Source organism: Pseudomonas sp. PDM19 (assembly GCF_014852215.1).
In the GTDB taxonomy this organism is placed as follows: Bacteria; Pseudomonadota; Gammaproteobacteria; order Pseudomonadales; family Pseudomonadaceae; genus Pseudomonas.
In genome coordinates this window covers 40,979-66,736 of the sequence record NZ_JACVBG010000002.1, presented here as the reverse complement: position 1 = coordinate 66,736, position 25,758 = coordinate 40,979, and the positions used below count along the sequence as shown (strand labels likewise).

Sequence of the window (25,758 nt, the reverse complement as noted above, 5' to 3'; positions counted from 1 at the left end):
CCGCATGGCCGACGCGCAGCAAATCCGAATACAAAGGATTGAGCTTATGGGCTTCACCGATCCCTTCATCCGTCGCCCCGTGCTGGCGACCGTGGTCAGCCTGCTGATCGTCCTGCTCGGCATGCAGGCCTTCAGCAAGCTGGTGATCCGCGAATATCCGCAGATGGAAAACGCGCTGATCACCGTCACCACCTTCTATGCCGGCGCCAACGCCGAAACCATCCAGGGCTACATCACCCAGCCGCTGCAGCAGAGCCTCGCCAGCGCCGAAGGCATCGACTACATGACCTCGGTGAGCCGGCAGAACTACTCGGTGATCTCGATCTACGCGCACATCGGCGCCAACTCCGATCGCCTGGTCACCGAGCTGTTGTCGAAGATCGGCGAGGTGAAGACCCAGCTGCCGCCCGATGCGGAAGACCCGGTACTGGACAAGGAAGCCGCCGACGCCTCGGCGCTGATGTACATCAGCTTCTTCAGCGAGCAGATGAACAACCCGCAGATCACCGACTACCTGTCGCGGGTGATCCAGCCCAAGCTCGCCACCCTGCCGGGTATTTCCGAAGCCGAAATCCTCGGCAACCAGGTGTTCGCCATGCGCCTGTGGCTGGACCCGGTGAAGATGGCCGCCTACGGCATCACCGCCGGTGACGTGGCCGACGCGGTGCGCCAGTACAACTTCCTCTCCGCCGCCGGCGAGGTGAAGGGCGAAATGGTGGTCACCTCGGTGAACGCCTCCACCGACCTGAAATCCCCGGAAGCCTTTGCCGCCATTCCGCTGAAGACCGCTGGCGACCGCCGCGTGCTGATGGGCGACGTGGCGCGCATCGAACTGGGTGCGGCGAGCTACGACGCGGTCAGCTCGTTCAACGGCATCCCGTCGGTGTACATCGGCATCAAGGGCACGCCCAGCTCCAACCCGCTGGACGTGATCAAGGAAGTCCGCGCCAAGATGCCGGAGCTGGAAGAGCAGCTGCCGCCGGGCCTGCAGGTGTCCATCGCCTACGACGCCACGCGCTTCATCCAGGCGTCCATCGACGAGGTGGTGAAGACCCTGGGCGAGGCGATCCTGATCGTCATCGTGGTGGTGTTCCTGTTCCTCGGCGCGTTCCGCTCGGTGATCATCCCGGTGGTGACCATCCCGCTGTCGATGATCGGCGTGCTGTTCTTCATGCAGGTGATGGGCTACTCGATCAACCTGCTGACGCTGCTGGCCATGGTGCTCGCCATCGGCCTGGTGGTGGACGACGCCATCGTGGTGGTGGAGAACATCCACCGCCACATCGAAGAGGGCAAGTCGCCGTTCCAGGGCGCCATCGAGGGCGCGCGGGAAATCGCCGTGCCGGTGGTGACCATGACCATCACCCTGGCCGCGGTGTACGCCCCCATCGGTTTCCTCAGCGGCCTCACCGGCGCGCTGTTCAAGGAGTTCGCCTTCACCCTGGCCGGCGCGGTGATCATCTCCGGCATCGTCGCGCTGACGCTGTCGCCGATGATGTGCTCGCGCCTGCTGCGCCACGACGAGAACCCCAGCGGCCTGGCCCATCGCCTGGACCTGATCTTCGAGGGCCTGAAGGTGCGCTACCAGCGTGCCCTGCACGGCACGCTGAACAGCCGCCCGGTGGTCGTCGTCTTCGCCCTGCTGGTGCTGGCGATCATCCCGCTGCTGATGATGTTCACCCACAAGGAACTGGCGCCGGAGGAGGACCAGGGCATCGTCTTCATCATGGCCAACGCGCCGCAGACGGCGAACCTCGACTATCTGTCGAAGTACACCGCCGAGTTCGAGGGCATCTTCCGCAAGTTCCCCGAGTACTATTCGGCGTTCCAGATCAACGGCTACAACGGCGTGCAGACCGGCATCGGCGGCATGCTGCTCAAGCCCTGGGACGAGCGCGACCGCAGCCAGATGGAACTGCTGCACGCGGTGCAGGGCGAGCTGGACAAGATCCCCGGCCTGCAGATCTTCGGCTTCAACCTGCCGTCGCTGCCGGGCACCGGCGAGGGCCTGCCGTTCCAGTTCGTGATCAACACCGCCAGCGACTACCAGTCGCTGCTGCAAGTGGCCGAGCGGGTGAAGAAGCGCGCGGAGGAGTCGGGCAAGTTCGCCTTCCTCGACCTCGACCTGGCCTTCGACAAGCCGGAACTGGTCGTCGATATCGACCGCGCCAAGGCTGCGCAGATGGGCGTGTCCATGCAGGACCTGGGCGTCGCGCTGGGCGCCCTGCTGGGTGAGGGCGAGATCAACCGCTTCACCATCGACGGGCGCAGCTACAAGGTGATCGCCCAGGTCGAGCGCGCCTACCGCGACAACCCGAGCTGGCTGAACAACTACTACGTGAAGAGCCAGAGTGGCCAGCTGATCTCGCTGTCCACCCTGGTGACCTTCCACGAGCGTGCGCGCCCGCGCCAGCTCAACCAGTTCCAGCAGCTCAACTCGGCGATCATCTCCGGCGTGCCGATGGTCAGCATGGGCGAGGCCATCGACACGGTGCGCGGCATCGCCGAGCAGGAGTCGCCGCGCGGCTTCTCCTTCGACTACGCCGGCGCCTCGCGGCAGTTCGTGCAGGAAGGCAGTGCGCTGATGATCACCTTCGCCCTGGCACTGGCGGTGATCTTCCTGGTGCTGGCGGCGCAGTTCGAGAGCTTCCGCGATCCGCTGGTGATCATGGTCACCGTGCCGCTGTCGATCTGCGGTGCGCTGATCCCGCTGTTCCTTGGCCTGTCGAGCCTGAACATCTATACCCAGGTCGGGCTGGTGACGCTGATCGGGCTGATCAGCAAGCACGGCATCCTCATCGTCGAGTTCGCCAACCAGTTACGCCATGAGCGCGGGCTGTCGGTGCGCGAGGCCGTGGAGGAAGCCGCGGCGATTCGCCTGCGCCCGGTGCTGATGACCACTGCGGCCATGGTGCTCGGGGTGATCCCGCTGCTGCTCGCCACCGGCGCCGGCGCGGTGAGCCGCTTCGACATCGGCGTGGTGATCGCCACCGGCATGAGCGTCGGTACGCTGTTCACCCTGTTCGTACTGCCCTGCGTGTACACGCTGCTGGCCAAGCCGGACAAGAAACCCGGCGAAGCCACCGCGCCGGCTCCGGCGCACTGAAAAAAAGCCCCGCTGATGCGGGGCTTTTTCTTTGAGCAGCTCCGCCACCGGTACATCCGGAGCTGCCGTGCAGGATGGGTGGAGCGCAGCGATACCCATGCTGCCGGTGGGCGAGATCGATGGGTATCGCTTCGCTCCACGCCATCCTACGTCGGGGTCCGCCTGCAGGATCGGCACGCCAGTTCGTCATCTGAGCGGTCTTCTGACAGACCATTCATACGCATATTTCGACCGCCCACGCCTTTATCTCAGCGCTGATACACAACCTCTAAATTCCCCATACACGCATCACGTATCCCTGCGCGCCATTCGCCGGGAATCTCCGGCTCAACGTCGGAACCCGCCATGCCGGCAAACGCCCCAAGCCCAGGCTTCACCCTGGTCGAACTGATGGTCACCCTGGCAGTCCTGGCCATCCTCTCAACCCTGGCCGCGCCGATGTTCGGCGACCTGATCCAGCGCAACAAGGTCGATGCCGCCAGCGGCGAACTGGCTCACCTGCTGCAATACGCCCGCAGCGAGGCCATCACCCGCGCCAGCGCGGTGACGGTCACCGCCAGCAGCGGCAACTGGGTCGGTGCGCTGAGTGTCGCCACCAGCAGCGAAACCCTGCGCCAGTACGGCAGCGAGGGCATCAACGGCGGCAGTGCGGTGACCGCCACCGGCAGCGCCAGCAGCCTGACCTTCCGCGCCGCCGGCACGCTCAATGGCGCTGCACAGAGCATCCGTCTGTGCCCCAGCAGCGGCAGCAGCAGCGGCCGTCTGCTGAGCATCTCCAGCAGCGGGCAGATCACCAGCACCACCACGGAGTGCTCGTCATGAGACGCGCCCACCGAGGTTTCAGCCTGCTGGAAGTGCTGATCAGCCTGCTGCTCGTCAGCGTCGGCGCCCTGGGCATGGCGGCACTGCAAGGCAAGAGCCTGCGTTACACGCAGGATGCGGTGCAGCGCAACGAAGCGATCATGCTCGCCCAGCAGTTGCTCGAGCAGATGCGCAGCAATCCCAAGGATGCCTTGAGCGCCACCCACCAATTCAGCAGCAGCTCGGCCTACTACAAGGTCGCCGGCACGGCCTTCGCCACCACTTCGCGCAGCGATTGCGCCACTCGCGAGCGCGGCAATGGCGGCTCCGACGTGGCGAAAGCCGATCTCGCCTGCTGGCTGCAAGCGGTGCAGGCGACGCTGCCGGTGACCAGCTCGATCCTCAGCGCCAGCTTCACCATCTGCCCCAGCCAGTCCGATGGCGCGTGCAGCAACGACGCCAGCTCCGCCGTGCTGATCCAGCTGGCCTGGAGCGACCCCAGCGGCCAGTGCGACAACAACCTGTGCATCTACCGCCTGCGCGGCGAACTCTGAGGTCCGCCATGTCCGCAAGAACATTTCCCGCACAAGCACGCCAGGCCGGCCTGTCGCTGGTCGAGCTGATGGTCGCCCTGGCCATCGGCAGCCTGCTGATCCTCGGCGCCACCGAGCTGTACATCAACAACAAGGCGCACTTCCAGTTCCAGCAGGGGCAGTTGGGCAATCAGGAAAACGCCCGCTACACGCTCCTGCTGCTGGACCAGCAATTGGCCCGCACCGGCTACCGCTACCAGCCCCAGGACAGCCTGGAAGTGGCCTTCCCCGCGCTGGCCAGCAGCAACGGCTGCCCGTCCTTCAAGGCCGGCCAGACCTACCAGGCCAGCAGCGACGGCAAGGGCGTCTGCCTGCGCTACCAGGGCGCCAGCGATAGCACCACGGAAGTCGCCGGCTCCAATGGCAACCAGTACGACTGCCTGGGCACGTTCATCCCACGCGGTACACGCGTGCTCACGCGCATCGGCTATGTAGCCGGCAGCACGCCGGCGGACGGCACCCTTACCTGCACGGCCCAGGGCGCCACCGAGCAGGCGCTGATCAAGGGCGTGGCGGGCTTTGCGCTGTTCGCCCTGCCCGCCAGCAGCGATGACAGCCAGGCGGTCAGCTACGCCGCTCTGCTCGCCACCGGCGCGTCGACCCGTGGCGGCATGAGCAGCGATATCGCCAGCCGCTGGAAAACCCTCAGCGGCGCGACCCTCAGCGAGAACACCGCCTACGTCTACCAGATCGCCCAAGGCAGCGTGATGCTGCGGAACCTGATGCCATGAGCCCACGACACACCCTGCGCGCGCAACGCGGCGCCACCCTGGTCATCGCCCTGGTGATGCTGCTGCTCGGCACCCTGATCGCCCTGAGCAGCATGCGCGGTACCACCACCGAGACCCGCATCATCGGCAACCTCAGCGAGCAGCAGCATTCGCGGGCGGCCGCCGAGTCGGCGCTGCGCGAGGGCGAGCGCCGCCTGGCCGCGCAGACCAGCCTGGACCAGGGGTCGGCGAACTGCGCCTCCAGCGTCGCGCAACACGCCAACCTGTGCATCCTGGTCAGCGACAAGTACTCCTCCAACGCCAAGGCCAGCGCCGACTGGTGGAGCAGCGACGCCACCTCCATCGCCTACCTGGGCATGGACGGCAGCTCCACCTTCGACCCGGTGCCACGCTGGAACGCCGCCTACATCGCCTTCGACCCGGCCGACTCCAACGGCAACGTGCAGATCACCGACCCCGACGAACGCTCCCAGGGGCGCGGGCCGCATTACTACCGGGTGAGCGCTGCCGCCCGCGCCGACGGACAGCGCCTGATGAGCGTGCTGCAGACCGTCACCATCCGTCGTTACTACTGAGGAGCCCGACGTGAGCCGACGTCCCGCCCAGCCCTTCCTGCCGTACCTGTTCGGCGGCCTGCTGCTGGCCACCGCGCTGCCCACCGATGCCGCGACCCTGACGCTGAGCCAGCAGCCGCTGTTCCTCACCGAGGGCGTGGCGCCGAACATCATGGTGACCATCGACAACTCCAACAGCATGCGCTGGAGCTTCGCCCCCGATGGCATGAACCCCACAACCGGGAGCACCTACAACGGCTATACCGCCGACCAGGTGCGTACCAGCCGACGCGCCAAGTCGTCGACCTTCAACCCGCTGTACTACAACCCCAACGTCACCTACCAGGCGCCCTACAGCGTCAGCTACAGCAATGCCAGCACCACCTACACGCCGCTGACCACCAGCTTCACCACGGCCTACGTGAACGGCTTCAAGAGCGCCAAGGGCAGCTTCGACCTGAGCTCGGCGTACAAGGTCTCCTGGGAGTACGACACCGCTCGCGCGACCACCGACAGCACCTACTGGACCTACACCGGCTACACGTCCTACAACAGCCCGGACAAGGTCTACTACCTGGCGGCGAACCCGTCGTCGGACTTCAGTTCGAGCAGTACCCAACTCGCCAGCACCACCAGCAGCTCGTCCGCCACCTCCTCCAGCACCAGCAAATCGGGCTCGCTCACCGGCGGCGGCACCTACACCGTCACCACCAAGAGCAACAGCTGCACGGCCACGGTCACCAACCCGAAATCCAGCAGCACCTCGACCACCAACAGCGACGGCAGCACCACCAGCACCACCACCGCCGTCAGCTACTCGACTGCCAGCTGCTCCTACGTCACCAGCGGCGGCAAAACCACCTACACGGTGACATCGACCGCGACCACCACCCAGACGAGCACCATCACCTACCCGGACCGCACCAAGACCGCAGTGCCGGCGTACTACTACGTCTACAACACTGCGCTCAGCGGCTGCAGCAGCAACGTCAACGACGACAACTGCTACAAGCTGGTGACCGTGTCCTCCACCTCCGGCACCAACGGCAGTGACGAGCGGCAGAACTTCGCCAACTGGTACAGCTTCTACCGCAACCGTGAGCTGGCGACCCAGTCCGGCGCCAACCTCGCCTTCGTCTCGCTGCCGGAGAACACCCGCCTCAGCTGGCAGGCCCTGGGCACCAGCGATACCTGCATCACCAGCAGCTCGTACCTGTCGAGCTACAACTGCCGCGGGCTGAGCAACACCAGCAGCAGCTACTACGACAACCGCCTGGGCACCTTCTCCGGCGCGCACCGGGCCAAGTTCTTCGAGTGGCTCGGCGACATCTACTTCAACCAGGGCACCCCGCTGCTGGATGCCGTCGACCGCGTCGGCTCGCTGCTCAGCGTCACCGGCAAGTACAGCCCCTATGCCTACTCCATCGGCAGCAGCGAAACACCGCTGTACAGCTGCCGGGCGAGCTACAGCATCACCCTCACCGACGGCATCTGGAACACCGCCGGCAGCCACGGCGACTGGGACAGCACCGGTCGCACCCTGCCCGACGGCCAGACCTACAGTGCACGCGCACCGTACAAGGACAGCGCCTCCAACACCCTCGCCGACCTGGCGTTCAAGTACTGGGCCACCGACGCCCAGCCGAACATCGCCAACAACGTCAGCACCTACATCGCCGAGAGCAGCAGCAACGCCACCACCCAGTACTGGAACCCGAAGAACGATCCGGCGACCTGGCAGCACATGGTCAGCTACTTCGTCGGCCTGGGCCTGACCACCAGCCTGACCAACCCGGCCTGGGGGGGCGACACCTACTCCGGCGACTACAGCAAACTGGCCGCCGGCACCCTGAGCTGGCCCGCGGCTTCGTCAGGCAGCGCCAACAACGTCTACGACCTGTGGCACGCGGCGGTCGACTCCCGCGGCGAATTCTTCAGCGTCGACTCGCCGGATGACCTGGTCTCCGCCCTGCAGAACGTGGTCAACCGCATCTCCCAGCGCGAGGACTCCGGCGCCGCGCCGGCGCTGGTGAGTTCGCCGCTGCTCAATGCCGACAGCAGCACCGCCGACAGCGAGCTGTACAGCTACACCCCGAAGTTCGCCAGCACCGACTGGAGCGGAGACCTCATCAAGTACCTGCAGAACACCGCCAACGGCAGCCAGACCTCGGTGTGGAGCGCCCAGGACGTGATGGACAGCACCTACGGCAGCGGCAACAGCGCCTGGTCCACGCGCACGGTGAAGATGGCCGGCAGCACCGCCGGCACGCTCAAGGATTTCACCTGGAGCAACCTCAGCAGCGCCCAGCAGACCACCCTCAACAAGACCCTCGCCAGCGTCACCGACAGCAATGGCGAGAAGCGCGTGGCCTACCTGCGTGGCGACCGCAGCAACGAAGGCACACTGCTGCGTACTCGCAGCACCGTGCTGGGCGACATCATCGATTCTTCGCCGGTACTGGTGGGCCCACCCAACCGCCTGGCCTCGCTGATGAACGCCACCGTCAGCAGCACCGACACCTCCTACACCACCTTCAAGAGCACCTGGAGCGCGCGCCCCACGCGCCTCTATGTCGGCGCCAACGACGGCATGCTGCATGCCTTCGATGCCGACGGTAAGGAAGTCTTCGCCTACGTACCCAGCGCGGTGATCAGCAACCTCTACAAGCTCACCGACAGCGACTACACCAGCGCCACCCACCAGTATTACGTGGACGGCTCGCCGGTCACTGCCGATGTCTATTACGACAACGCCTGGCATACCGTGCTGGTCGGCACCCTGCGCGGCGGCGGCCGCGCGCTGTTCGCCCTGGACATCACCGACCCGGCCAACATCAAGCTGCTCTGGGAGAAGAGCTACAGCGACAGCGACTACAGCGAGCTGGGCTTCACCTACTCGCGGCCGACCATCAGCCTGCTGCACAACGGCACCTGGGCGGTGATCCTGGGCAACGGCTACAACGGCGCCAACGACAAGGCCGTGCTCTACCTGATGGACGTCAAGGACGGCAGCCTGATCAAGGCCCTTACCGTCAGCGACGGCAAGACCACCGCCAATGGCCTGGCCACCCCGCGCGCCGCCGATATCAACGGTGACCTGATCACCGACTACGTCTATGCCGGTGACCTGCACGGCAACCTCTGGCGCTTCGACCTGACCAGCTCCGGCAGCCTCACCGCCAGCACCACCGCCAGCAGCTTCCGCGTCGGCTTCGGCGGCTCGCCGCTGTACAGCGCGACGACTACGGCCGGGCAGGTGCAACCCATCACCAGCGCGCCCTACCTGGTCAAGCACAGCTCCGGCACCGGCTACCTGGTGATCTTCGGCACCGGCAAGTACATCGAGTCCGACGACGCCGACCCCAACACCACCCAGATCATGGGCCTCTATGGCATCTGGGACCGGCAGACCGCCGGCGAGGCCGCCACCAGTACGCCCACGCTCAGCCGCAGCAAGCTGCAGCAGCAGACCATCACCCAGAGCGAAGTGACCACATCCTTCGACAACAACGGCACGGCGGTGACCCAGACCATCCGCACCGTCAGCGACAACGCCGTCACCTGGTACGACAGCAGCGGCAACGTCTCGCAGTACGGCTGGTACCTGGACCTGCCCGCCACCGGGGAAATGGTGGTCAACAACCCCTATGCCACCTCCGGCGTGCTGCTCGCCAGCACCCTGACGCCCAACGAAGACCCCTGCGCCGACGGCGTCACCACCTGGCTGATGTCGCTCGACCCGTATACCGGCGGCGCCACCGATTTCGCCACCCTGGACCTGAACAACGACGGCGTGGTGGACGACAACGATCTGTACAACGGCAGCGTCGTCTCCGCCTTGCAGATGTCCGGCCTCAAGGGCGGCTTCACGGTCGGCAGCACCAGCGCCAGCAGCAGCAACGTCAACGCCTGCGGCAGCGACGGCTGCGTCAGCGTGGCAACCAGCGGCGCCAGCTCCGGGCGGCAGAACTGGCTGAACATCAAGGAACAGGAATGAACAGGCACTACCGGCAAAAAGGCTTCACCCTGATGGAGCTCATGGTGGTGGTGGCGATCGTGGCGATCCTCGCCGCCGTAGCCTACCCCAGCTACCAGGAATACGTGCTGCGCGGCAAACGCGCGGAAGGCCAGGCCCTGCTCAACCAGGCCGCGTCGCAGGAAGAGCGCTGGTATGCGCTCAACTCGGTATCCGGCTACGTCACCGACCAGGCTTCGGTGGCCAACCTGAAGCTGGCTGGCACCAGTGGCAGCACCGTCACCTCCCCCACCGGCCTGTATACCCTGACGGTGGGAGGAGGCAGCAGCGACGGCGGCTACACGCTGACGGCCAACCCGACCTTCACCGATAGCAAGTGCACGCACCTGACCCTGACCGCCCAGGGCCAGAAGGGCAGCAGCGGCACCGGCAGTGTGAGCGATTGCTGGCGGTGAGGCGCGACCAGCCGCCTGATCGAGCGGAGCGGTGCTGAGTCAATCGCAGACGGCTTGGGCTCCACTGTAGGAGCGGGCCATGCCCGCGATCCGCCGGCAGGGCCGGCGCCAGATCGGCACTGGGCTCACCGGATGGACACGCACCGGATACGGTCGCGGGCATGGCCCGCTCCTACAGGTAGCCGTCACTGCCCGGGGATAGAAAACGCCACCAGCCGATACCCCTCGGCGGTACGGATGAATTCGAAGCTGGCGTGCTTGCCCGGCTCGAACGAGCCCTGCTGCCAATGCTCCATGGCCGACACCCTGGGCGTCTGCCACTGGGCGAACTCGCCGCAACCGTCGAAGTACTGCGGGTCGCGCTCGGGGTCGAAGGGCCAGCCCATATCGCCCTGGCGCACGCCGTAGCCGACGGAGCTTCGCAAGGCCTCCAGTCGCTGGCGCAACTCTGCGCCGTACTTTTTCAGCACCTCGTCCGGCGTGGCGGCCTGCCAGTCATCCAGCGGCTCACCGCCCTGCCCAATCCGGATTCGGGAGTAGCTGTGGGCCTTCAGCGAGGCGTCATCGAGGTGCGCGAGGAACTCATCGCGGAACCAGACGGCGAAGTCCTTCTCGATATCGACGAAGCTGATGTAGCGGCCGTCGACTCCCTTGAAGGACACGCGGCGCGGGTCGCTGGAAGCTTGCCCGCTCACCTGCTTCGAAAACCAGTCCAGCGCTTCGGCGCGGGAAGCGTCGAAGCCTTGCACCAGCGTCCTGCCGTGGCGATCCAGCAGCAGTTCAGTGCCACCGCTCCAGCCCTTGTGCTCGCACTGCTCCAGGCTCACGTCCGGATCGGCACAGCTGCGCGTGGCGCCCTTCAGCGCCACCACCATGCCGTTGCGCATGGCCGTCGCGTCACTCAGCTCGGCCGGGATCAGCACCTGGCCATTGCCGTCGAGGAAACCGACCTTGTCACGCTGGCGGTCACGGAAGCGGATGCTGTTTTCGCTCTCGCAGACCGGTGCGTTATCGAAGAAGTACAGCGAATCCGGCGCCACCTGTCGGCCGTCGCGCAACAGGTAGTAGCTGCGGTAACCGTCGGCAGTTTCCTCACCGGCGGCGATGACGTGCTCGAAGCGCCGGGCCAGGGTCAACATCGGGCTGAGCGTCGGCGCGACCTTCACCACACCTTGCGCATCCTTGAAGCCGATGAGGTCATTCTGCGTGAAGGCCAACCAGGGGCCGTCCGCCGCTGCGCAAGTGCTCAGCACCAGCGCCACGAGGCCTGCCAGCCCAGCACCAATGCCCTTTCCGTCCATGCCGGAAACCTCGCCTCAAGTCCGTGTTGCGCCGCATTGTGCCACGGGCAAAGAAAAACCCCCGTGCATCACTGCGCGGGGGCTCGATCTCGCGGAAGAACGATCAGGCCGGCTGGCGTTGCATCGCGCCGCTGTCGCTCTCGCCTTTCAGGCTCCAGCTCTTCAGGTGCTCCAGGCTCGCGCGGTAGGGCTTCAGGCCGCTGGCCAGCAGCAGTGCCCCCGCGACCAGGGCTACGACGCTGACGATCAGCAGCGAGTAGCGCAGCGCCATGTCGTCGGCGAACACGTAGTCGGTCACCAGGGCGATGGCGGTCGGGCCGATGCCCAGGCCCAGCAGCGTGACCACGAACAGGTAGATGGCCGAGGCCTGGCCGCGCATGGAGTTGGGCATGATTTCCTGGATCGCCGCGGGGGCGACGCCGAAGGGCATGCTGAGGAAGAACACGATGGGCGCCATCATCGCCGCCGCCGCGTTGCCGCTGTCCAGCAGCGGATAGACCAGGCTCAGCGGGATCGCCAGGCAGGCAGCCAACAGCCCCACGCGCATGTTGGCATCGGTGCGCCCGCGCTTGGCCCAGTAGTCGGCCAGACGGCCGCCGCAGACGATGCCCAGGCAACCGAACACGGCGACAATGCTGCCGTACACCACGCCCACATGGCCGGCGTCCCAGCCGTAGGTGCGGACGAAGAAGGTCGGCACCCAGGCGCCGCTGCCGTAGCTGGCGAAGGAGATGCAGGCGAAGCCGAAGTTGTGGCAGAGCACGGTCTTGCGGTTGGCGCGCAGGTAGGCGCCCACTTCACTCATCGGCACCACCACGCCGGCACCGACGCCACGGCGGGTCGGTTCCTTCACCGCGAGCATCAGCAGGGTGAAGAGCACGCCGGCAGCGCCGAGGATCAGGAAGATCAGCTGCCAGGGGCGCACTTCACCGAGGATCGGCAGGTGTACGTCGCCCTGGGCGGAAGCGAACTTGATCACCAGCCCGCCGAGCAGGAAGGCCAGCCCCGAGCCGAGGTAGATGCCCATGGAGTAGACGCTGATGGCGGTGGCGCGACGCTGGGCCGGGAAGCTGTCGGCGATCAGCGAGTAGGCGGCCGGCGACAAGGCCGCCTCGCCCACGCCAACACCGACACGGAACAGCAGGAAGTGCCAGTACTGACGCGCCAGGCCGCAGGCGGCGGTCATGGCACTCCAGATCAGCACGCCGACGGTGATCAGACCGCGACGGCTGCGGCTGTCGGCCATGCGCCCGAGAGGGATACCGCACAGCGTGTAGAACAGCGCGAAGGACAGGCCCATCAGCAGGCTCATCTGCGTGTCGCTGATCTCCAGATCGCGACGGATGGGGCCGACCAGCAGGTTGAGAATCTGTCGGTCGATGAAGGAAAGCACGTAGGCGACCATGAGGATCGCAACCGTGGACCAGGCCACGGCACTGGAGGGGTAGCCGTTATTGTTGTTGTTCATGCCGGGCTCCTGAAACGCCGCCAATCGCGGCGAAGGCGAAGGGGAGAACCCGCAGAGTAGGCATTGCGAACGCGTCGCGCGCGCACTATCAAATCTCTGAATGCGCGCGTCGGCCGTTGGCTGATGAATGGGTGGTCAGGGATTGGATGGAGGGTTTCGCCGTCTCCCCCTGTGGGAGCGAGCAAGCTCGCTCCCACGAAGAGCAGATCATCCCTGTAGGGCGCATAAAGCGGAACGCTTTATCCGCCGTGGCGGATAACGCTCGAGGCGTTATTCACCCGACATGACTGGCTCAGATCGCAGCAGGCATTCGCTCACAAAGCTTCGCCAGCGCCCGCGCCCACAGTTCCTGGTCGTTCAGGCAAGGCACCAGCACCAGCTCCTCGCCACCCGCCGCGCGGAATTGCTCCTGGCCACGCTGACCGATCTCTTCCAGCGTCTCGATGCAGTCGGCGACGAAGGCCGGGCACATCACCAGCAGGCGCTTCACGCCCTGCTTGCCGAGCTTGTCCAGCTGCGCCTCGGTGTAGGGCTCGATCCACTTGTTGCGGCCCAGGCGCGACTGGAAGGACACCGACCAGCGCCCGTCCTGCAGACCGGCGCCAGCGGCGAAATCCTCCGCCGTGCGCAGGCACTGGCTGCGATAACAGACGGCCATGACATCCTCGTGCACACCCCGGCTGGAGCTGGCGGTGAGGTCGTGGCGCTTGTCCTTCACCAGCTTGCGGATGTGCGACTCGGGCAGGCCGTGGAAGCTCAGCAGCAGATGGTCATAGGGTTGCTCCAGGTACGGCTTCACGCTGTCCACCAGCGCCTGGCGGTACTCCGGTTCGGCGTAGAACGGCGGCAGCACCTTCAGCTCCAGCTTGAGGTTGTGCTCGCGCATCACCCGGCGGGCTTCCTCGATGGCAGTGGTGGTGGTGCTGTCGGCGAACTGCGGGTACAGCGGCGCGAAGGTCACCTGGGTGATGCCCTGCTGGCTCAGACGCAACAGCGCCTTTTCAATGGACGGTTCGCCATAGCGCATGCCCAGCTCCACCGGGCCGTGCGGCCAGAACGGCTTCACGGCCTCCTGCAGGCGGCGGCTCAGCACGACCAGCGGCGAGCCCTCGTCCCACCAGATCGACGCGTAGGCGTGGGCGGATTCCTCCGGGCGCTTGCGCAGCACCAGCGATACCAGCAGCCGGCGGATCGGCCAGGGCAGGTCGATCACGTAAGGGTCCATGAGGAACTGATCGAGGTAGCGGCGCACGTCCTCGACCTGGGTGGAGGCCGGGGATCCCAGGTTGACCAGCAGGAGGGCGTTTTGGGTCATGCAGTGTCCTTAAACCGGTACGGTAGGAGGTCGTCGTGCGGGCTGCGCAGTTTACACGCCGCCCGCGCTATCCAGATGTTCCAGGGCTGTTGCCGATGTCGCAGGGACTCAGCGCTTTTCCTGCAGCACATCGGCCAGCGCTTCCTTGAATTCCGGGAAGCGGAACTCGAAGCCGGCGTCCAGCAGGCGGCGCGGCACGATGCGCTGACCGCCCAGCAACAGGGTCGACATTTCACCCAGCAACAGGCGCAGGGCAAAGCCCGGCACCGGCATCAGCGTCGGCCGGTGCAGCGCCTGGCCCAGTTCCTGGGTGAAGTCGCGGTTGCGCACCGGCTGCGGCGCGCACGCATTATAAGGACCGGCCGCATCCGCCTTGCGCAAAAGAAAATCGATCAGGGCGATCTGGTCTTCGATATGGATCCACGACATCCACTGCCGACCATCGCCCAGCCGCCCACCGGCGCCCAGGCGGAACGGCGGCAGCAGGCGCTTGAGGAAACCACCTTCGGGGGCCAGCACCAGCCCGGTGCGCACCAGGACCACGCGGATACCCAGTGCCTCGGCCTCGCGGGCGATCTGCTCCCAGGCCAGGCACAGCTCGCTGGCAAAATCCTCGCCGGCAGCCGCGCTGTTCTCCTCCAGCGGACGCTCGCCGGCATCGCCGTACCAACCGACCGCCGAGCCGTTGATCAGTACCGCCGGGCGCTGGCTGCGCCCCTCCAGCCAGCTCACCAGGCGCTCGGTCAGGCGCACCCGGCTGTCCCACAGCAGGGCCTTGCGCCGGGCGCTCCATGGCTTGTCGGCGATGGGCTCGCCGGCCAGGTTGACCACCGCATCCAGCGGCCCGTCTCCATAGGCCTCGAAGTCGGCGATACCGCGCACCGTCTCGCCGCACAGCGAGGCGACGAGCTGCGGCTGGCGGCTCAGCACGGTGAGCTGGTGCCCATCGGCGCTCCACTGGCGGCAGAGGCGGCGGCCGATCAGGCCGGTGCCGCCGGTCAAGAGAATATGCATGGCGAACTCCTTGTTTGGCTGTTCCACCTTCCATCAGTCTGGACGAGAGGGAGGCGATTGCATTGACACTCCCTCTACGGCGAGGTCTACGCTGTAAGTGCCGGAACCAAAGCCGGGCTCATTCCTGAATGAACCGATGCGGCGCCGAAGGTTCCGATGATCGGACTCCTATCGTTGATGAGCGCGGGCAGCTGGAAACCAATTGTACAGATAGTTTCGTTTGTACAAGAACACTCCGCTCGTTACGCTGAAAGACACAGACTACGAGGCATGTCATGAGCGCCCCCATTGCCATCATTGGCACCGGTATCGCCGGACTCTCGGCCGCCCACGCCCTGCGCGACGCCGGACAAGTCGTCCAGCTGTTCGACAAGGGCCACGGCAGCGGCGGCCGGATGGCCAGCAAGCGCAGCGAAGCCGGCGCCCTGGATCTCGGTGCGCAGTACTTCACCGCCCGCGACCGGCGCTTTCTCGACGCCGTGCAGAAGTGGCGCGAGCACGGCTGGGTCGCCGAATGGGACCCGGCCCTCTACCAGTACCGCGACGGTGAACTGAGCCCCTCCCCCGACGAGCAGCCGCGCTGGGTCGGCACTCCGCGCATGAGCGCGATCACCCGGGCACTGCTGCAGGACCAGGTCGTCACCTTCACCTGCCGTATCACTGAAGTGTTCCGCGGCGAGGAGCACTGGCACCTGCAGGACTCCGAGGGCCAGACCCACGGCCCCTTCAGCCGCGTGCTGGTCGCCACCCCCGCGCCCCAGGCCGCTGCCCTGCTGGCCAGTGCGCCGAAGCTGGCCGCCGCCGCCGCAAGCATTCCCATGGAACCGACCTGGGCCGTTGCCCTGGCCTTCCGCGAGCCACTGGATACGCCCGTGCAAGGCTGTTTCGTGCACGAGGGGCCGCTGTCCTGGCTGGCCAGCAACCACTCCAAGCCGGGCCGTGACGAACAACTCGACACCTGGGTGCTGCACGCTGCCAGCGGCTGGAGCAAGCAGCACATCGACCTGCCCAAGGACAGCGTGATCGAGCACCTGCGCGGCGCCTTCGCCGAGCTGATCGGCTGCGCCGTCCACGCCCCTGACTTCGCCCTCGCCCACCGCTGGCTCTACGCCCGCCCCATGGAAGCGCACCAGTTCGGCGCCCTCGCCGACGCTGACCTGGGCATCTACGCCTGCGGCGACTGGTGCCTCTCAGGCCGCGTCGAAGGCGCCTGGCTGAGCGGCCTGGAAGCCGCTCGCCGCCTGCTCGAACACCTCTGATCGACCACGGCCATCTCCCTGCGGAGATGGCCGTCGAATCCGCGCACCCGCCCCTTCCTTGTACAAGTCTTTGCACTTGTACAAGCCTGCGCCTATCCTTACCGATAGTTGTACAAGATAGCCAACCTGTACAAGAAATCGGTTACCGCCATGCCCATCGCAAAACCCACCAGCCCCTCACGCCCCCAGCTCGCCATCAGCGCCTGCCTGCTGGGCGAGCCGGTGCGCTACAACGGTGGACACAAGGCCTCGCGACTGTGCCTGGAGGTGCTCAGCCGCTACTTCGACTTCGTCCCGGTGTGCCCGGAAGTCGCCATCGGCCTCGGCGTGCCGCGGCCGACCCTGCGCCTGGTCGGCGACCGAGATGACCCGCGAGCCCTGATCCAGCGCGAAGGCGGCCGCGATGTCAGCGAAGCCCTGCGCGATTTCGGCCGCAAGCAAGCCGGGCTGCTGCAGGACATCTGCGGCTACATCTTCATGCAGCAGTCGCCCTCCTGTGGCCTGCAGCGGGTAAAGCTCTATCGCTTCGACGGCCAGCTGCGTCCGCCAGGCGTGCGCGGGCTCTATGCGGAAACCTTCTGCGCCGCGCGACCGGAACTGCCGGTGGAAGAAGAGGGCCGGCTCAACGACCCGGTGATCCGCGAGAACTTCCTCACCCGCGTGTTTGCCTACGCCGCCTGGCAGAAGCTCTGCGCGCAGGGCCTGACACGCCACGCGGTGATTGGCTTCCACTCCCGCTACAAGTATCAGCTGATGGCGCACAACCCGCGCCAGTACAGCGCGCTCGGCCAGCGTCTGGCGAAGATCGGCGAGCAGCCGCTGGAGGATTTCGCCCCGGACTACTTCCGTGACTTCATGCAGGCGCTGGGCACCTGTGCCACCCGCGGTACCCACAGCAACGTACTGCAGCACCTGGCCGGCTACCTCAAGCACGACCTGCCCTCCACCGAGAAGGCAGAGATGCAGCGGCTGATCGACCAGTACCGCGAAGGCGTGATCCCGCTGGTGGTGCCGCTGACGCTGCTCAAGCACCACTTCCGCCTGCACCCGCACCCCTACATCGATGCCCAGGCCTACCTGCAACCGCACCCCGAAGACCTGAGCCTGCGCAATGCCATCTGACGTAGCCATCAGACGTACTGAAAGGATGTCCATGAACCCCGACCACCCTCACCGCGAATCGGACGACGACTACCGTCAGGCCCTGGCCGAAGGCTGGCTGCCGATCCGCGAAGTCTCCCGGCGCACCGGCGTCAACCCGGTCACCCTGCGCGCCTGGGAGCGCCGCTACGGCCTGGTCGTGCCGCAACGCACGCCCAAGGGCCACCGCCTCTACTCCGAAGCGCAGATCGCGCGCATCCAGGCCATTCTCACCTGGCTAGGCAGAGGCGTGGCGGTGAGCAAGATCCGCTCGCTGCTCGACGAAGACGCGCCGCCACCGCCGGAAACCACCGCCTCGCCCTGGGACGACCTGCGCCAGCAATGCATTGCCGCCATCGGCCGGATCAACGAGCGCCAGCTGGACGAGCTGTTCAACGGCGCGCTGGCAATCTATCCCGCGCAAACCCTCTGCGAGCAACTGATGCTGCCGTTGCTGGACGAGCTGGAACGGCGCTGGCAGGGCCAGTTCGGCGCGCAGCTGGAACGGGTGTTCTTCCACACCTGGCTGCGCACCAAGTTCGGCACCCGCCTCTACCACCACAACCGCCAGCAGCGCGGCGCACCGCTGCTGCTGGTGAACCAGTCCGGACTGCCGCTGGAACCGGGCCTGTGGCTCACCGCCTGGCTGGCCAGCAGCGCCGGTTGCCCGCTGGAAATCTTCGACTGGCCCTTGCCGCCCGGTGAACTGGCGCTGGCGGTGGAGCGCCTGCAGCCGCGTGCCGTGCTGCTCTACTCCAGCCGCACGCTGAACCTGTTGCAGTTGCCCCGGCTGCTGGCCGGCGTCGACTGCCCGCGCCTGCTGGCCGGCCCCGCCACCGCCATCCACCCCGACGCGCTGCAGGAACTGGCCATCGCCGAACCACCGCTGCACCTGGCCAGCGATCCGGTCGCCGCGTTCGACCTGCTGCGCGAACTGCACCTGCTCAACGGGGAGGCCGCATGAAACGCCAACTCGTCTGGCTGCGCACCGACCTGCGCCTGCGCGACAACAGTGCCCTGCACGCCGCCGCCGAGCGCGGCCCGGTGATCGCTCTCTACCTGCTCAGCCCCGGCCAGTGGCAGCGCCACGACGACGCCCCGTGCAAGGTCGACTTCTGGCTGCGCAACCTGCGCGAACTGCGAACCGACCTCGACAAGTTGCGCATCCCGCTGATGGTTCGCACGGCGGAGCACTGGGACGAGGCGCCGAACGTCATCGCGCAGCTCTGCCGCGAGCTGGACATCGAGACGCTGCACGTCAACGAGGAGTACGGCGTCAACGAAGCCGCCCGCGACGCCGCCGTGGAAAAGGCGCTGGAGCACGACGGCATCCGCGTGCGCAGCCACCTCGACCAGCTGTTCTTCACCCCCGGCACCATCCTCACCAAGGGTGGTACCTACTTCCAGGTCTACAGCCAGTTCCGCAAGGTCTGCTACGAACGCCTGAACCTCGGCGTGCCCAGTCTCGTACCGGCGCCCCGCGCGCAGCAGGAGCTGGATATCGCCAGCGACGAGGTGCCCGCGCAGGTCGCAGGCTTCGAGCCGCCACCAGCCGAACTGAGCGAGCAATGGCCCGCCGGAGAGGAAGCCGCCCATGAGCGCGTTGAGCTGTTCACCGACGAAATCCTCAAGACCTACCAGGACACCCGCGACCTCCCCGCCCGCGACGGCACCAGCCGCCTTTCGCCGTATCTGGCCGCCGGCGTGCTGTCGCCCCGGCAATGCCTGCACGCGGCGCTGGCGAACAACCACGGCGAGTTCGAGACTGGCAACAGCGGCGCGGTCAGCTGGATCAACGAGCTGCTCTGGCGCGAGTTCTACAAGCACATCCTGGTTGGCTTCCCGCGCGTGAGCCGGCACCGTGCCTTCCGCGAGGACACCGAGAAGCTGAAGTGGCGCTACGACCGGAAGGACCTGGAGGACTGGCAGCAGGGCCGCACCGGCTTCCCCATCATCGACGCCGCCATGCGCCAACTGCTCGCCACCGGCTGGATGCACAACCGCCTGCGCATGGTGGTGGCGATGTTCCTCACCAAGAACCTGCTGATCGACTGGCGCGAGGGCGAACGCTGGTTCATGCGTCACCTGATCGACGGCGACCTGGCGGCGAACAACGGCGGCTGGCAATGGAGCGCCTCCACCGGCACCGACGCGGCGCCCTACTTCCGCATCTTCAACCCGATCTCGCAGTCCGAGCGCTTCGACCCGGACGGGCGCTTCATCCGCCGCTGGGTGCCGGAACTGGCCGGACTGCAGGGCAAGGCGATGCACGATCCGTCGAAACTGGGGCTGTTCGGCGCGGAACGTTATCCACAGCCGATGTGCGACCTGTCGGCCACTCGGGAACGCGCGCTGGAAGCGTTCAAGAGCCTCTCCGCCGGCCGCTGAAGCTGAACGCGCCATGCGCACGATCGTGGGGGACTCCGCCCGTAGGGCGAATAACCCGGAACGGGTTATCCGCCGGTTACGTCACCGCGGATAACGCTGGCGCGTTATGCGCCCTACGGAGTTACCGATTAACGCCAGTGCCTTTTGGGTCGCAGGAGCCGCCCTCAGCTGTTCATGTCGCGCACAAAAAAGCCGGACCCAGGGTCCGGCTTTCTTTGTCAGCGCGCTGTTACAGCGGATGCGTGTAATAGAGGCTGTAGGATTCGATGCCATCGTTCGGCTGGCTGATACCGGCGTTGGAATAGTGCATGGCGCGCACACCCAGTGCCTGGCCCTCACCGAAGCGCAGGCCGACGCCCAGGCGATCCTCGAAGTTGAAAGCGCCACCCAGGTTCTGGTCGCCAACACGGGAGCCACTGAATACGGCCACGCCGATACCGGCTTCGACGAAGGGCTTGACCTTCTCGCCAGAGAACTCATAGACGAACACGGGACTGAAGGACAGCGAATGACGGCCGCTGGCCTCGTCACCACCTTCCCAGTAGGTGTAGCCGGCGTCCCAGTACCCGGTCAGGCGCCCGGTGGAGCTTTCCCACCAGCTCTTGTCCCAATCGAACCCCAACCCCAGGCGATAGGTCATGGTGTTCTGCCCGGTGAAACCCACGGCGCCAGTCAGGCCAGCGGCCTGTGCGGAGACCAGATGCCCCAGAGTCAAAGCTGCCACGGCGGCAAGCGAGAGTAGTTTCTTCATCGAAACATCCTTTATTAGAAAGCTGAATGAAAAATCCCCGCGAATAGCTGGCGATTATAAGGCCATTTGTCACCACTTGCTGACAGACCAAAGTGGGTAGCTAGCTATTTTTCTCTCAGCCAGGGAAGAAACTGACGGACTCTTCGGTGCCCCAGAGCACCGGCAGTACGCGTTCAAATCCTTCGACTGCACCGCTGGTCCATAGCTCAGTTTTTTTTGCATCGCCTTTTGCCAGCATCCCCCGCACCTGCAGCAGGCGCTCAAGCTGGCGGGCCACCGCAGCCCCGGTATCGATCAGCGAGACGTCCGCCGGCACCAGTTCACGCAACAGCGGGCGCAGGAAAGGGTAATGCGTGCAGCCCAGGATCAGCGTGTCACAACCTTCGGCCAACAACGGCGCGACGTAACCTTGCAACAGCTCGCGGGTCTGCGGACCGCTCAGGTCGCCCAGTTCGATGCGCTCCACCAGCCCCGGGCAGGGCTGGGTGATGACGCGCACGTCGCTGGCGAACCGGTCCAGCAGCGCGGCGAAGCGTGCGCTCTTCAGGGTGCCGGTGGTGGCGAGCACGCCGACCACGCCACTGCGGGTCGCTTCGGCCGCCGGCTTCACGGCCGGTTCCATGGCGACGATGGGCAGTTGCGGGTACAGCTCGCGCAGGTCAGCGGCGGCGGCGGCGGTGGCCGTGTTGCAGGCCAGCACCAGCGCCTTGGCGCCACGGGCCAGGAGGAAGTCGGCGATGGCGCGGCAACGCGCGCGGATGTATTCGGGAGTCTTCTCGCCGTAGGGCACGTGGCCGCAATCGGCGAGGTAGATCAGGGATTCGTGGGGAAGCCGCGCCCGGATTTCGTGGAGGACACTGAGGCCGCCCACACCGGAATCGAACACGCCGATCGGCGCGGCATCAGCCATGCGCGGCTCCGCACACGGCGCACTGCGGATCGCGCTTGACCCGAAGTTCGCGGAAGCGCGTGCCAAGGGCATCGATCAGCAGCAGGCGACCTACCAGCGGCTCGCCGAAGCCAGCCAGCAGCTTCAACGCTTCCAGCGCCTGCAGGCTGCCCACCAGCCCCACCAATGGGCCGACCACGCCGGCCTCGCTGCAGGTCAGTTCGGCTTCGCTGCCGTGGCCATAGAGGCAGTGGTAGCACGGGCTTTCCTCGCGGCGCGGATCGAACACCGAAAGCTGCCCTTCCAGGCGAATGGCAGCGCCGCTCACCAGCGGTTTCTTCGCGGCGACGCAGGCGGCGTTCACTGCTTCGCGGGTGCCGAAGTTGTCGCAGCAATCCAGCACCAGGTCCACGCCCGCCACGGCGGCATCGAGGGAGTCGGCGTCCAGCGCCTGTCGATGGGCGACCAGCTTCACATCCGGATTCAGCGCCGTCAGGCGGGCGATGGCGGAGTCCACCTTGCCCATGCCGACGCTGTCGGTGCCGTGGATGATCTGCCGCTGCAGGTTGGTCAGGTCGACGGTGTCGAAGTCTGCCAGGTGCAGTTCGCCGACGCCGGCCGCGGCCAGGTACAGCGCCACCGGGGCACCTAGGCCGCCGAGGCCGACGATCAGCACACGGCTGTCCTTCAGGCGCAGTTGGCCGTCCACGTCGATCTGCGGCAGGAGGATCTGTCGGCTGTAACGCAGCAGTTCGTTGTCGGTCAGCATGTCCAGCGCCCCAGGCTGATGCGCTCGTGGCCGCCGAGGTCGCGACGGCTTTCCACCGCGCTGAAGCCACGGCTGAGCAGCAGGTCGCGCACGACGTCAGGTTGATCGAAGCCATGTTCGAGCATCAGCCAGCCACCGTTTTCCAGGTGGTTCGGCGCCTGATCGATGATCAGGCGGATGTCGTCCAGCCCGTCCTGCCCGGAGACCAGCGCGCTCGAGGGCTCGAAGCGCACATCGCCTTGCTTGAGGTGCGGGTCGGTGCTGGGAATGTAGGGCGGGTTGCTGACGATCAGCGCGAAGCGTTCGCCCTCTACCGCGGAGAACCAGTGGCTGGTGCGGAAGGCGACGTTGGCCAGGCGCAGGCGCTCGCGGTTGCGCTCGGCCAGGGCCACGGCCTCGGGAATGCGGTCGACGCCCAGCACCTGCCAGCTCAGGCGTTCGCACGCCAGCGCGAGGGCGATGGCCCCAGTGCCGGTGCCCAGGTCGAGCACGCGCGCTGGCGAGGCCGGCAGCAGCGCCAGCGCGGTCTCCACCAGCAACTCGGTGTCCGGACGCGGAATCAGGGTGTGCGGCGCAACTTCCAGGTCCAGGCTCCAGAAACCCTGGCGGCCGAGGATGTAGGCCACAGGCTCGCCAGCCACCCGGCGGGCCAGGTAGCGGTCATAGAGGTCGTGGGCCTCGCGGGTGACCACGCGCTCGGGCCAGGTCCGCAGGAAGCTGCGCGGTTTGCCCAGCGCGGCGGCGAGCAGCAGCTCGGCATCCAGGCGCGCACTGGGCGAGTCCGGCAGTTGCGCCTCGTTGAGCAGGGTCATGATGGTTGCCATGGTCTATCGCTCTCTCAGTCGCCGAGCGCGGCCAACTGGTCGGCCTGGAACTCTTGCAGCAGCGGCTCGATGACCTGCTCCACCGCGCCTTCCATGACTTCACCCAGGGAATACAGGGTGAGGTTGATGCGGTGGTCGGTCACCCGGCCCTGGGGGAAATTGTAGGTGCGGATGCGTTCGGAGCGGTCCCCCGAACCGACCAGTAGCTTGCGCGTGCTGGCGATCGCCTGCTGAGCCGCGGACTGCTGCTGGTCGTTGAGCTTGGCCGCGAGCCAGGCCATGGCCTTGGCGCGGTTCTTGTGTTGCGAGCGCTCTTCCTGGCACTCGACCACGATGCCCGACGGGATGTGCGTGATGCGCACCGCCGAGTCGGTCTTGTTCACGTGCTGGCCGCCGGCGCCGGAGGAACGGTAGGTGTCCACGCGCAGGTCGGCCGGGTTGATCTCGATGGCCGCCTGTTCGTCCGGCTCGGGCAACACCGCCACGGTGCACGCCGAGGTATGGATGCGCCCCTGGGATTCGGTGGCCGGCACGCGCTGCACGCGGTGGGCACCGGATTCGAACTTGAGCTTGGCGTAGACGCTCTCGCCTTCCACGCGGGCAATGACTTCTTTATAGCCGCCGTGCTCGCCCTCGTTCTCGGACATGATCTCCACGCGCCAGCCCTGCTTCTCGGCGTAGCGCGAGTACATGCGGAACAGGTCGCCGGAGAAGATCGCGGCTTCGTCGCCGCCGGTGCCGGCGCGGATTTCCAGAAAGACGTTGCGGCCGTCGTTGGGGTCCTTGGGCAGCAGCATACGCTGCAGGCGATCCTCCAGGCCGACCAGGGCGGACTTCGCCTCGGCGACTTCCTCCTCGGCCATCTCGCGCAGGTCCGGGTCGCTGTCCTTGAGCAGCGCCTGGGCGCCTTCGAGGTCGGACTGCACCTTGCGGAACTCGCGGAAGGCGAGGATGACCGGCTCCACTTCCGCGTATTCACGGGAGTAGGCGCGGAACTTGGTCTGGTCGCTGATAACCTCGGCGTCGCCCAAGAGAGCCGTCAGCTCTTCATAGCGGTCGCTCAGGATATCCAGCTTTTTCAGGAGGGAAGCTTTCATCGCTTGTCAGTGCCCTCCTCGAGGGCGAACAGTTCCTGCGCGACGGCCAGCGCATCGATGCGGCCCTCGGCGGAGAGTTTCTTCATCTGCACGCTGGGGGCGTGCAGCAATTTGTTGGTCAGGCCACGGCTGAGCTGGGCGATGACTTCCATCGGGTCGGCGCCGTTGGCCAGCAGGCGCTGGGCCTTCTGGGTTTCCTCGTCGCGCAGGCGCTCGGCCTGCTGGCGATAGGCGCGCAGCACATCGACCGCGGCCAGCTCGCGCAGGCGCAGCATGAATTCGTGCACGCCATCCCCCACCAGCTCCTCGGCGGCCTGGGCAGCGCCCTGGCGGCTTTTGAGGTTTTCCGCGACCACTTCATGGAGGTCGTCGACGCTATAGAGGTAGACGTCTTCCAGCTCGCCGACTTCCGGCTCGATGTCGCGCGGCACGGCGATATCGACCATGAACATCGGCTTGTGGCGGCGCTGTTTCAACGCGCGCTCCACCGCACCCTTGCCGAGGATCGGCAACTGGCTGGCGGTGGAACTGATGACGATGTCGCTGTTGACCAGTTCGTCCGGCATGTCCGCCAGCAGGATGGCGCGGGCGCCGAACTGCTCGGCCAGCAGGCTGGCGCGCTCCAGGGTACGGTTGGCGACCACGATGCGCTTCACGCCCTGCTCGTGCAGGTGGCGGGCGACCAGGGTGATGGTCTCGCCGGCGCCGATCAGCAGCGCCTGGCTGCGGCTCAGATCGCTGAATATCTGCCGGGCCAGGCTGACCGCGGCGAAAGCCACGGACACCGGGTTCTCGCCGATGGCGGTATCGGTGCGCACGGTCTTCGCGGTGCTGAAGGTGGCCTGGAACAGGCGCCCCAGCATCGGCCCGACGGTGCCGGCCTCGCGGGCTACGGCGTAGGCGGACTTCATCTGCCCGAGGATCTGCGGCTCGCCCAGCACCATGGAATCCAGGCCCGCGGCGACGCGCATCATGTGGCGCACGGCTTCCTCGTCCTGGTGGACGTAGGCGCAGGCGCGCAGGTCGTCGATCCCCAGGTTGTGGTAATCGGCCAGCCAGGCCAGCACGTCGCCGGCGTCCGGATGCTCGATCTCCAGGTAGAGTTCGCTGCGGTTGCAGGTGGAGAGGATCGCGGCTTCCCGGCTGGAAGTCAGCCTGCACAGCAGCTGCAGGGCCTCGACCATCTGCTCGGGAGTAAAAGCCACGCGCTCGCGGACGGCCACGGACGCGGTCTTGTGGTTGATGCCGAGGGCAATGAAGGCCATGCAGAATCGCTGAGCTGATCGGAAAGCCCGCAATTGTCCTACTTAGCCTTGTGAAGGACAAC

The 25,758-nt window shown here is 66.4% G+C and carries 21 protein-coding genes; 11 read left to right on the top strand and 10 right to left on the bottom strand.

What is annotated here, in order from left to right:
- The first annotated feature begins 46 nt into the window (after positions 1–46).
- From IB273_RS08545 to IB273_RS08515, 7 genes are all read left to right on the top strand, one after another.
- A complete protein-coding gene (locus tag IB273_RS08545; protein WP_192223863.1) occupies positions 47–3,106 on the top strand; it encodes a multidrug efflux RND transporter permease subunit in 3,060 nt (1,019 codons plus the stop codon).
- A 345-nt stretch (positions 3,107–3,451) separates the two neighbouring features.
- Positions 3,452–3,928: a GspH/FimT family pseudopilin gene (locus IB273_RS08540; protein WP_081516447.1), complete on the top strand. Its 477-nt coding sequence runs from the start codon at positions 3,452–3,454 to the stop codon at positions 3,926–3,928.
- A complete protein-coding gene (gene pilV, locus IB273_RS08535; RefSeq protein WP_151188305.1) occupies positions 3,925–4,461 on the top strand; it encodes a type IV pilus modification protein PilV in 537 nt (178 codons plus the stop codon). Before IB273_RS08540 ends, pilV begins: the two co-directional genes overlap by 4 nt.
- An 8-nt stretch (positions 4,462–4,469) precedes the next feature.
- Positions 4,470–5,231: a PilW family protein gene (locus IB273_RS08530; RefSeq protein WP_151188306.1), complete on the top strand. Its 762-nt coding sequence runs from the start codon at positions 4,470–4,472 to the stop codon at positions 5,229–5,231.
- A complete protein-coding gene (locus IB273_RS31410) occupies positions 5,228–5,806 on the top strand; it encodes a PilX N-terminal domain-containing pilus assembly protein (protein WP_081516384.1) in 579 nt (192 codons plus the stop codon). Before IB273_RS08530 ends, IB273_RS31410 begins: the two co-directional genes overlap by 4 nt.
- Positions 5,807–5,816: 10 nt before the next feature.
- Positions 5,817–9,782 carry a pilus assembly protein gene (locus IB273_RS31740; RefSeq protein ID WP_192223862.1) on the top strand — a complete coding sequence of 1,322 codons (3,966 nt, stop codon included), beginning with the start codon at positions 5,817–5,819 and terminating at the stop codon, positions 9,780–9,782.
- Complete coding sequence (locus IB273_RS08515; RefSeq protein ID WP_151188309.1) at positions 9,779–10,216, top strand: type IV pilin protein; 438 nt, start codon at positions 9,779–9,781, stop codon at positions 10,214–10,216. Before IB273_RS31740 ends, IB273_RS08515 begins: the two co-directional genes overlap by 4 nt.
- 185 nt (positions 10,217–10,401) lie before the next feature.
- Here the strand turns inward: IB273_RS08515 and IB273_RS08510 are convergent, their stop codons facing one another.
- The 4 genes from IB273_RS08510 to IB273_RS08495 all read right to left on the bottom strand — a co-directional run bounded on the left by IB273_RS08510 (position 10,402) and on the right by IB273_RS08495 (position 15,314).
- Positions 10,402–11,517, bottom strand: a complete 1,116-nt coding sequence (locus IB273_RS08510; RefSeq protein WP_151188310.1) for a hypothetical protein — start codon at positions 11,515–11,517, stop codon at positions 10,402–10,404.
- A gap of 103 nt (positions 11,518–11,620) precedes the next feature.
- Positions 11,621–12,985, bottom strand: a complete 1,365-nt coding sequence (locus IB273_RS08505; protein ID WP_192223861.1) for a spinster family MFS transporter — start codon at positions 12,983–12,985, stop codon at positions 11,621–11,623.
- 292 nt (positions 12,986–13,277) lie between these two features.
- Positions 13,278–14,300: a ferrochelatase gene (hemH, locus tag IB273_RS08500; protein ID WP_081516389.1), complete on the bottom strand. Its 1,023-nt coding sequence runs from the start codon at positions 14,298–14,300 to the stop codon at positions 13,278–13,280.
- A gap of 108 nt (positions 14,301–14,408) precedes the next feature.
- Complete coding sequence (locus IB273_RS08495) at positions 14,409–15,314, bottom strand: TIGR01777 family oxidoreductase (RefSeq protein ID WP_151188311.1); 906 nt, start codon at positions 15,312–15,314, stop codon at positions 14,409–14,411.
- 275 nt (positions 15,315–15,589) lie between these two features.
- Between IB273_RS08495 and IB273_RS08490 the strand changes: the two genes are divergently transcribed.
- The 4 genes from IB273_RS08490 to phrB all read left to right on the top strand — a co-directional run bounded on the left by IB273_RS08490 (position 15,590) and on the right by phrB (position 20,101).
- A complete protein-coding gene (locus IB273_RS08490; RefSeq protein WP_151188312.1) occupies positions 15,590–16,573 on the top strand; it encodes an NAD(P)/FAD-dependent oxidoreductase in 984 nt (327 codons plus the stop codon).
- Between the two features lie 150 nt (positions 16,574–16,723).
- Entirely contained in the window at positions 16,724–17,695 is a 972-nt protein-coding gene (locus IB273_RS08485) for a YbgA family protein (RefSeq protein WP_192223860.1), read from the top strand.
- 31 nt (positions 17,696–17,726) lie between these two features.
- Complete coding sequence (locus IB273_RS08480; protein ID WP_151188314.1) at positions 17,727–18,677, top strand: MerR family transcriptional regulator; 951 nt, start codon at positions 17,727–17,729, stop codon at positions 18,675–18,677.
- Complete coding sequence (phrB, locus tag IB273_RS08475; protein WP_192223859.1) at positions 18,674–20,101, top strand: deoxyribodipyrimidine photo-lyase; 1,428 nt, start codon at positions 18,674–18,676, stop codon at positions 20,099–20,101. The genes IB273_RS08480 and phrB overlap by 4 nt, the downstream gene beginning before the upstream one ends.
- A 229-nt stretch (positions 20,102–20,330) precedes the next feature.
- Here phrB and IB273_RS08470 read toward each other — a convergent pair whose 3' ends face one another.
- The 6 genes from IB273_RS08470 to hemA all read right to left on the bottom strand — a co-directional run bounded on the left by IB273_RS08470 (position 20,331) and on the right by hemA (position 25,696).
- On the bottom strand, positions 20,331–20,852 hold the full coding sequence (locus IB273_RS08470; RefSeq protein ID WP_081516395.1) for an acyloxyacyl hydrolase: 522 nt from the start codon (positions 20,850–20,852) through the stop codon (positions 20,331–20,333).
- Between the two features lie 115 nt (positions 20,853–20,967).
- Positions 20,968–21,762, bottom strand: a complete 795-nt coding sequence (gene murI, locus IB273_RS08465) for a glutamate racemase (RefSeq protein WP_081516396.1) — start codon at positions 21,760–21,762, stop codon at positions 20,968–20,970.
- Complete coding sequence (locus IB273_RS08460) at positions 21,755–22,510, bottom strand: molybdopterin-synthase adenylyltransferase MoeB (protein ID WP_151188317.1); 756 nt, start codon at positions 22,508–22,510, stop codon at positions 21,755–21,757. Before IB273_RS08460 ends, murI begins: the two co-directional genes overlap by 8 nt.
- Entirely contained in the window at positions 22,504–23,334 is an 831-nt protein-coding gene (prmC, locus tag IB273_RS08455; RefSeq protein ID WP_192223858.1) for a peptide chain release factor N(5)-glutamine methyltransferase, read from the bottom strand. Before prmC ends, IB273_RS08460 begins: the two co-directional genes overlap by 7 nt.
- Before the next feature lie 14 nt (positions 23,335–23,348).
- Entirely contained in the window at positions 23,349–24,431 is a 1,083-nt protein-coding gene (gene prfA, locus IB273_RS08450) for a peptide chain release factor 1 (protein WP_081516399.1), read from the bottom strand.
- Positions 24,428–25,696 (bottom strand): glutamyl-tRNA reductase, encoded by a 1,269-nt coding sequence (hemA, locus tag IB273_RS08445; protein WP_045211202.1) that lies wholly within the window; start codon positions 25,694–25,696, stop codon positions 24,428–24,430. Before hemA ends, prfA begins: the two co-directional genes overlap by 4 nt.
- Positions 25,697–25,758 lie beyond the last annotated feature (62 nt).

Excerpts from the sequence above, each read along its gene's own strand:
- IB273_RS08545 (WP_192223863.1), top strand. The coding sequence starts at position 47 with ATGGGCTTCACCGATCCCTTCATCCGTCGCCCCGTGCTGGCGACCGTG.
- IB273_RS08540 (WP_081516447.1), top strand. The coding sequence starts at position 3,452 with ATGCCGGCAAACGCCCCAAGCCCAGGCTTCACCCTGGTCGAACTGATG.
- pilV (WP_151188305.1), top strand. The coding sequence starts at position 3,925 with ATGAGACGCGCCCACCGAGGTTTCAGCCTGCTGGAAGTGCTGATCAGC.
- IB273_RS08530 (WP_151188306.1), top strand. The coding sequence starts at position 4,470 with ATGTCCGCAAGAACATTTCCCGCACAAGCACGCCAGGCCGGCCTGTCG.
- IB273_RS31410 (WP_081516384.1), top strand. The coding sequence starts at position 5,228 with ATGAGCCCACGACACACCCTGCGCGCGCAACGCGGCGCCACCCTGGTC.
- IB273_RS08515 (WP_151188309.1), top strand. The coding sequence starts at position 9,779 with ATGAACAGGCACTACCGGCAAAAAGGCTTCACCCTGATGGAGCTCATG.
- IB273_RS08510 (WP_151188310.1), bottom strand. The coding sequence starts at position 11,517 with ATGGACGGAAAGGGCATTGGTGCTGGGCTGGCAGGCCTCGTGGCGCTG.
- IB273_RS08505 (WP_192223861.1), bottom strand. The coding sequence starts at position 12,985 with ATGAACAACAACAATAACGGCTACCCCTCCAGTGCCGTGGCCTGGTCC.
- hemH (WP_081516389.1), bottom strand. The coding sequence starts at position 14,300 with ATGACCCAAAACGCCCTCCTGCTGGTCAACCTGGGATCCCCGGCCTCC.
- IB273_RS08495 (WP_151188311.1), bottom strand. The coding sequence starts at position 15,314 with ATGCATATTCTCTTGACCGGCGGCACCGGCCTGATCGGCCGCCGCCTC.
- IB273_RS08490 (WP_151188312.1), top strand. The coding sequence starts at position 15,590 with ATGAGCGCCCCCATTGCCATCATTGGCACCGGTATCGCCGGACTCTCG.
- IB273_RS08485 (WP_192223860.1), top strand. The coding sequence starts at position 16,724 with ATGCCCATCGCAAAACCCACCAGCCCCTCACGCCCCCAGCTCGCCATC.
- IB273_RS08480 (WP_151188314.1), top strand. The coding sequence starts at position 17,727 with ATGAACCCCGACCACCCTCACCGCGAATCGGACGACGACTACCGTCAG.
- phrB (WP_192223859.1), top strand. The coding sequence starts at position 18,674 with ATGAAACGCCAACTCGTCTGGCTGCGCACCGACCTGCGCCTGCGCGAC.
- IB273_RS08470 (WP_081516395.1), bottom strand. The coding sequence starts at position 20,852 with ATGAAGAAACTACTCTCGCTTGCCGCCGTGGCAGCTTTGACTCTGGGG.
- murI (WP_081516396.1), bottom strand. The coding sequence starts at position 21,762 with ATGGCTGATGCCGCGCCGATCGGCGTGTTCGATTCCGGTGTGGGCGGC.
- IB273_RS08460 (WP_151188317.1), bottom strand. The coding sequence starts at position 22,510 with ATGCTGACCGACAACGAACTGCTGCGTTACAGCCGACAGATCCTCCTG.
- prmC (WP_192223858.1), bottom strand. The coding sequence starts at position 23,334 with ATGGCAACCATCATGACCCTGCTCAACGAGGCGCAACTGCCGGACTCG.
- prfA (WP_081516399.1), bottom strand. The coding sequence starts at position 24,431 with ATGAAAGCTTCCCTCCTGAAAAAGCTGGATATCCTGAGCGACCGCTAT.
- hemA (WP_045211202.1), bottom strand. The coding sequence starts at position 25,696 with ATGGCCTTCATTGCCCTCGGCATCAACCACAAGACCGCGTCCGTGGCC.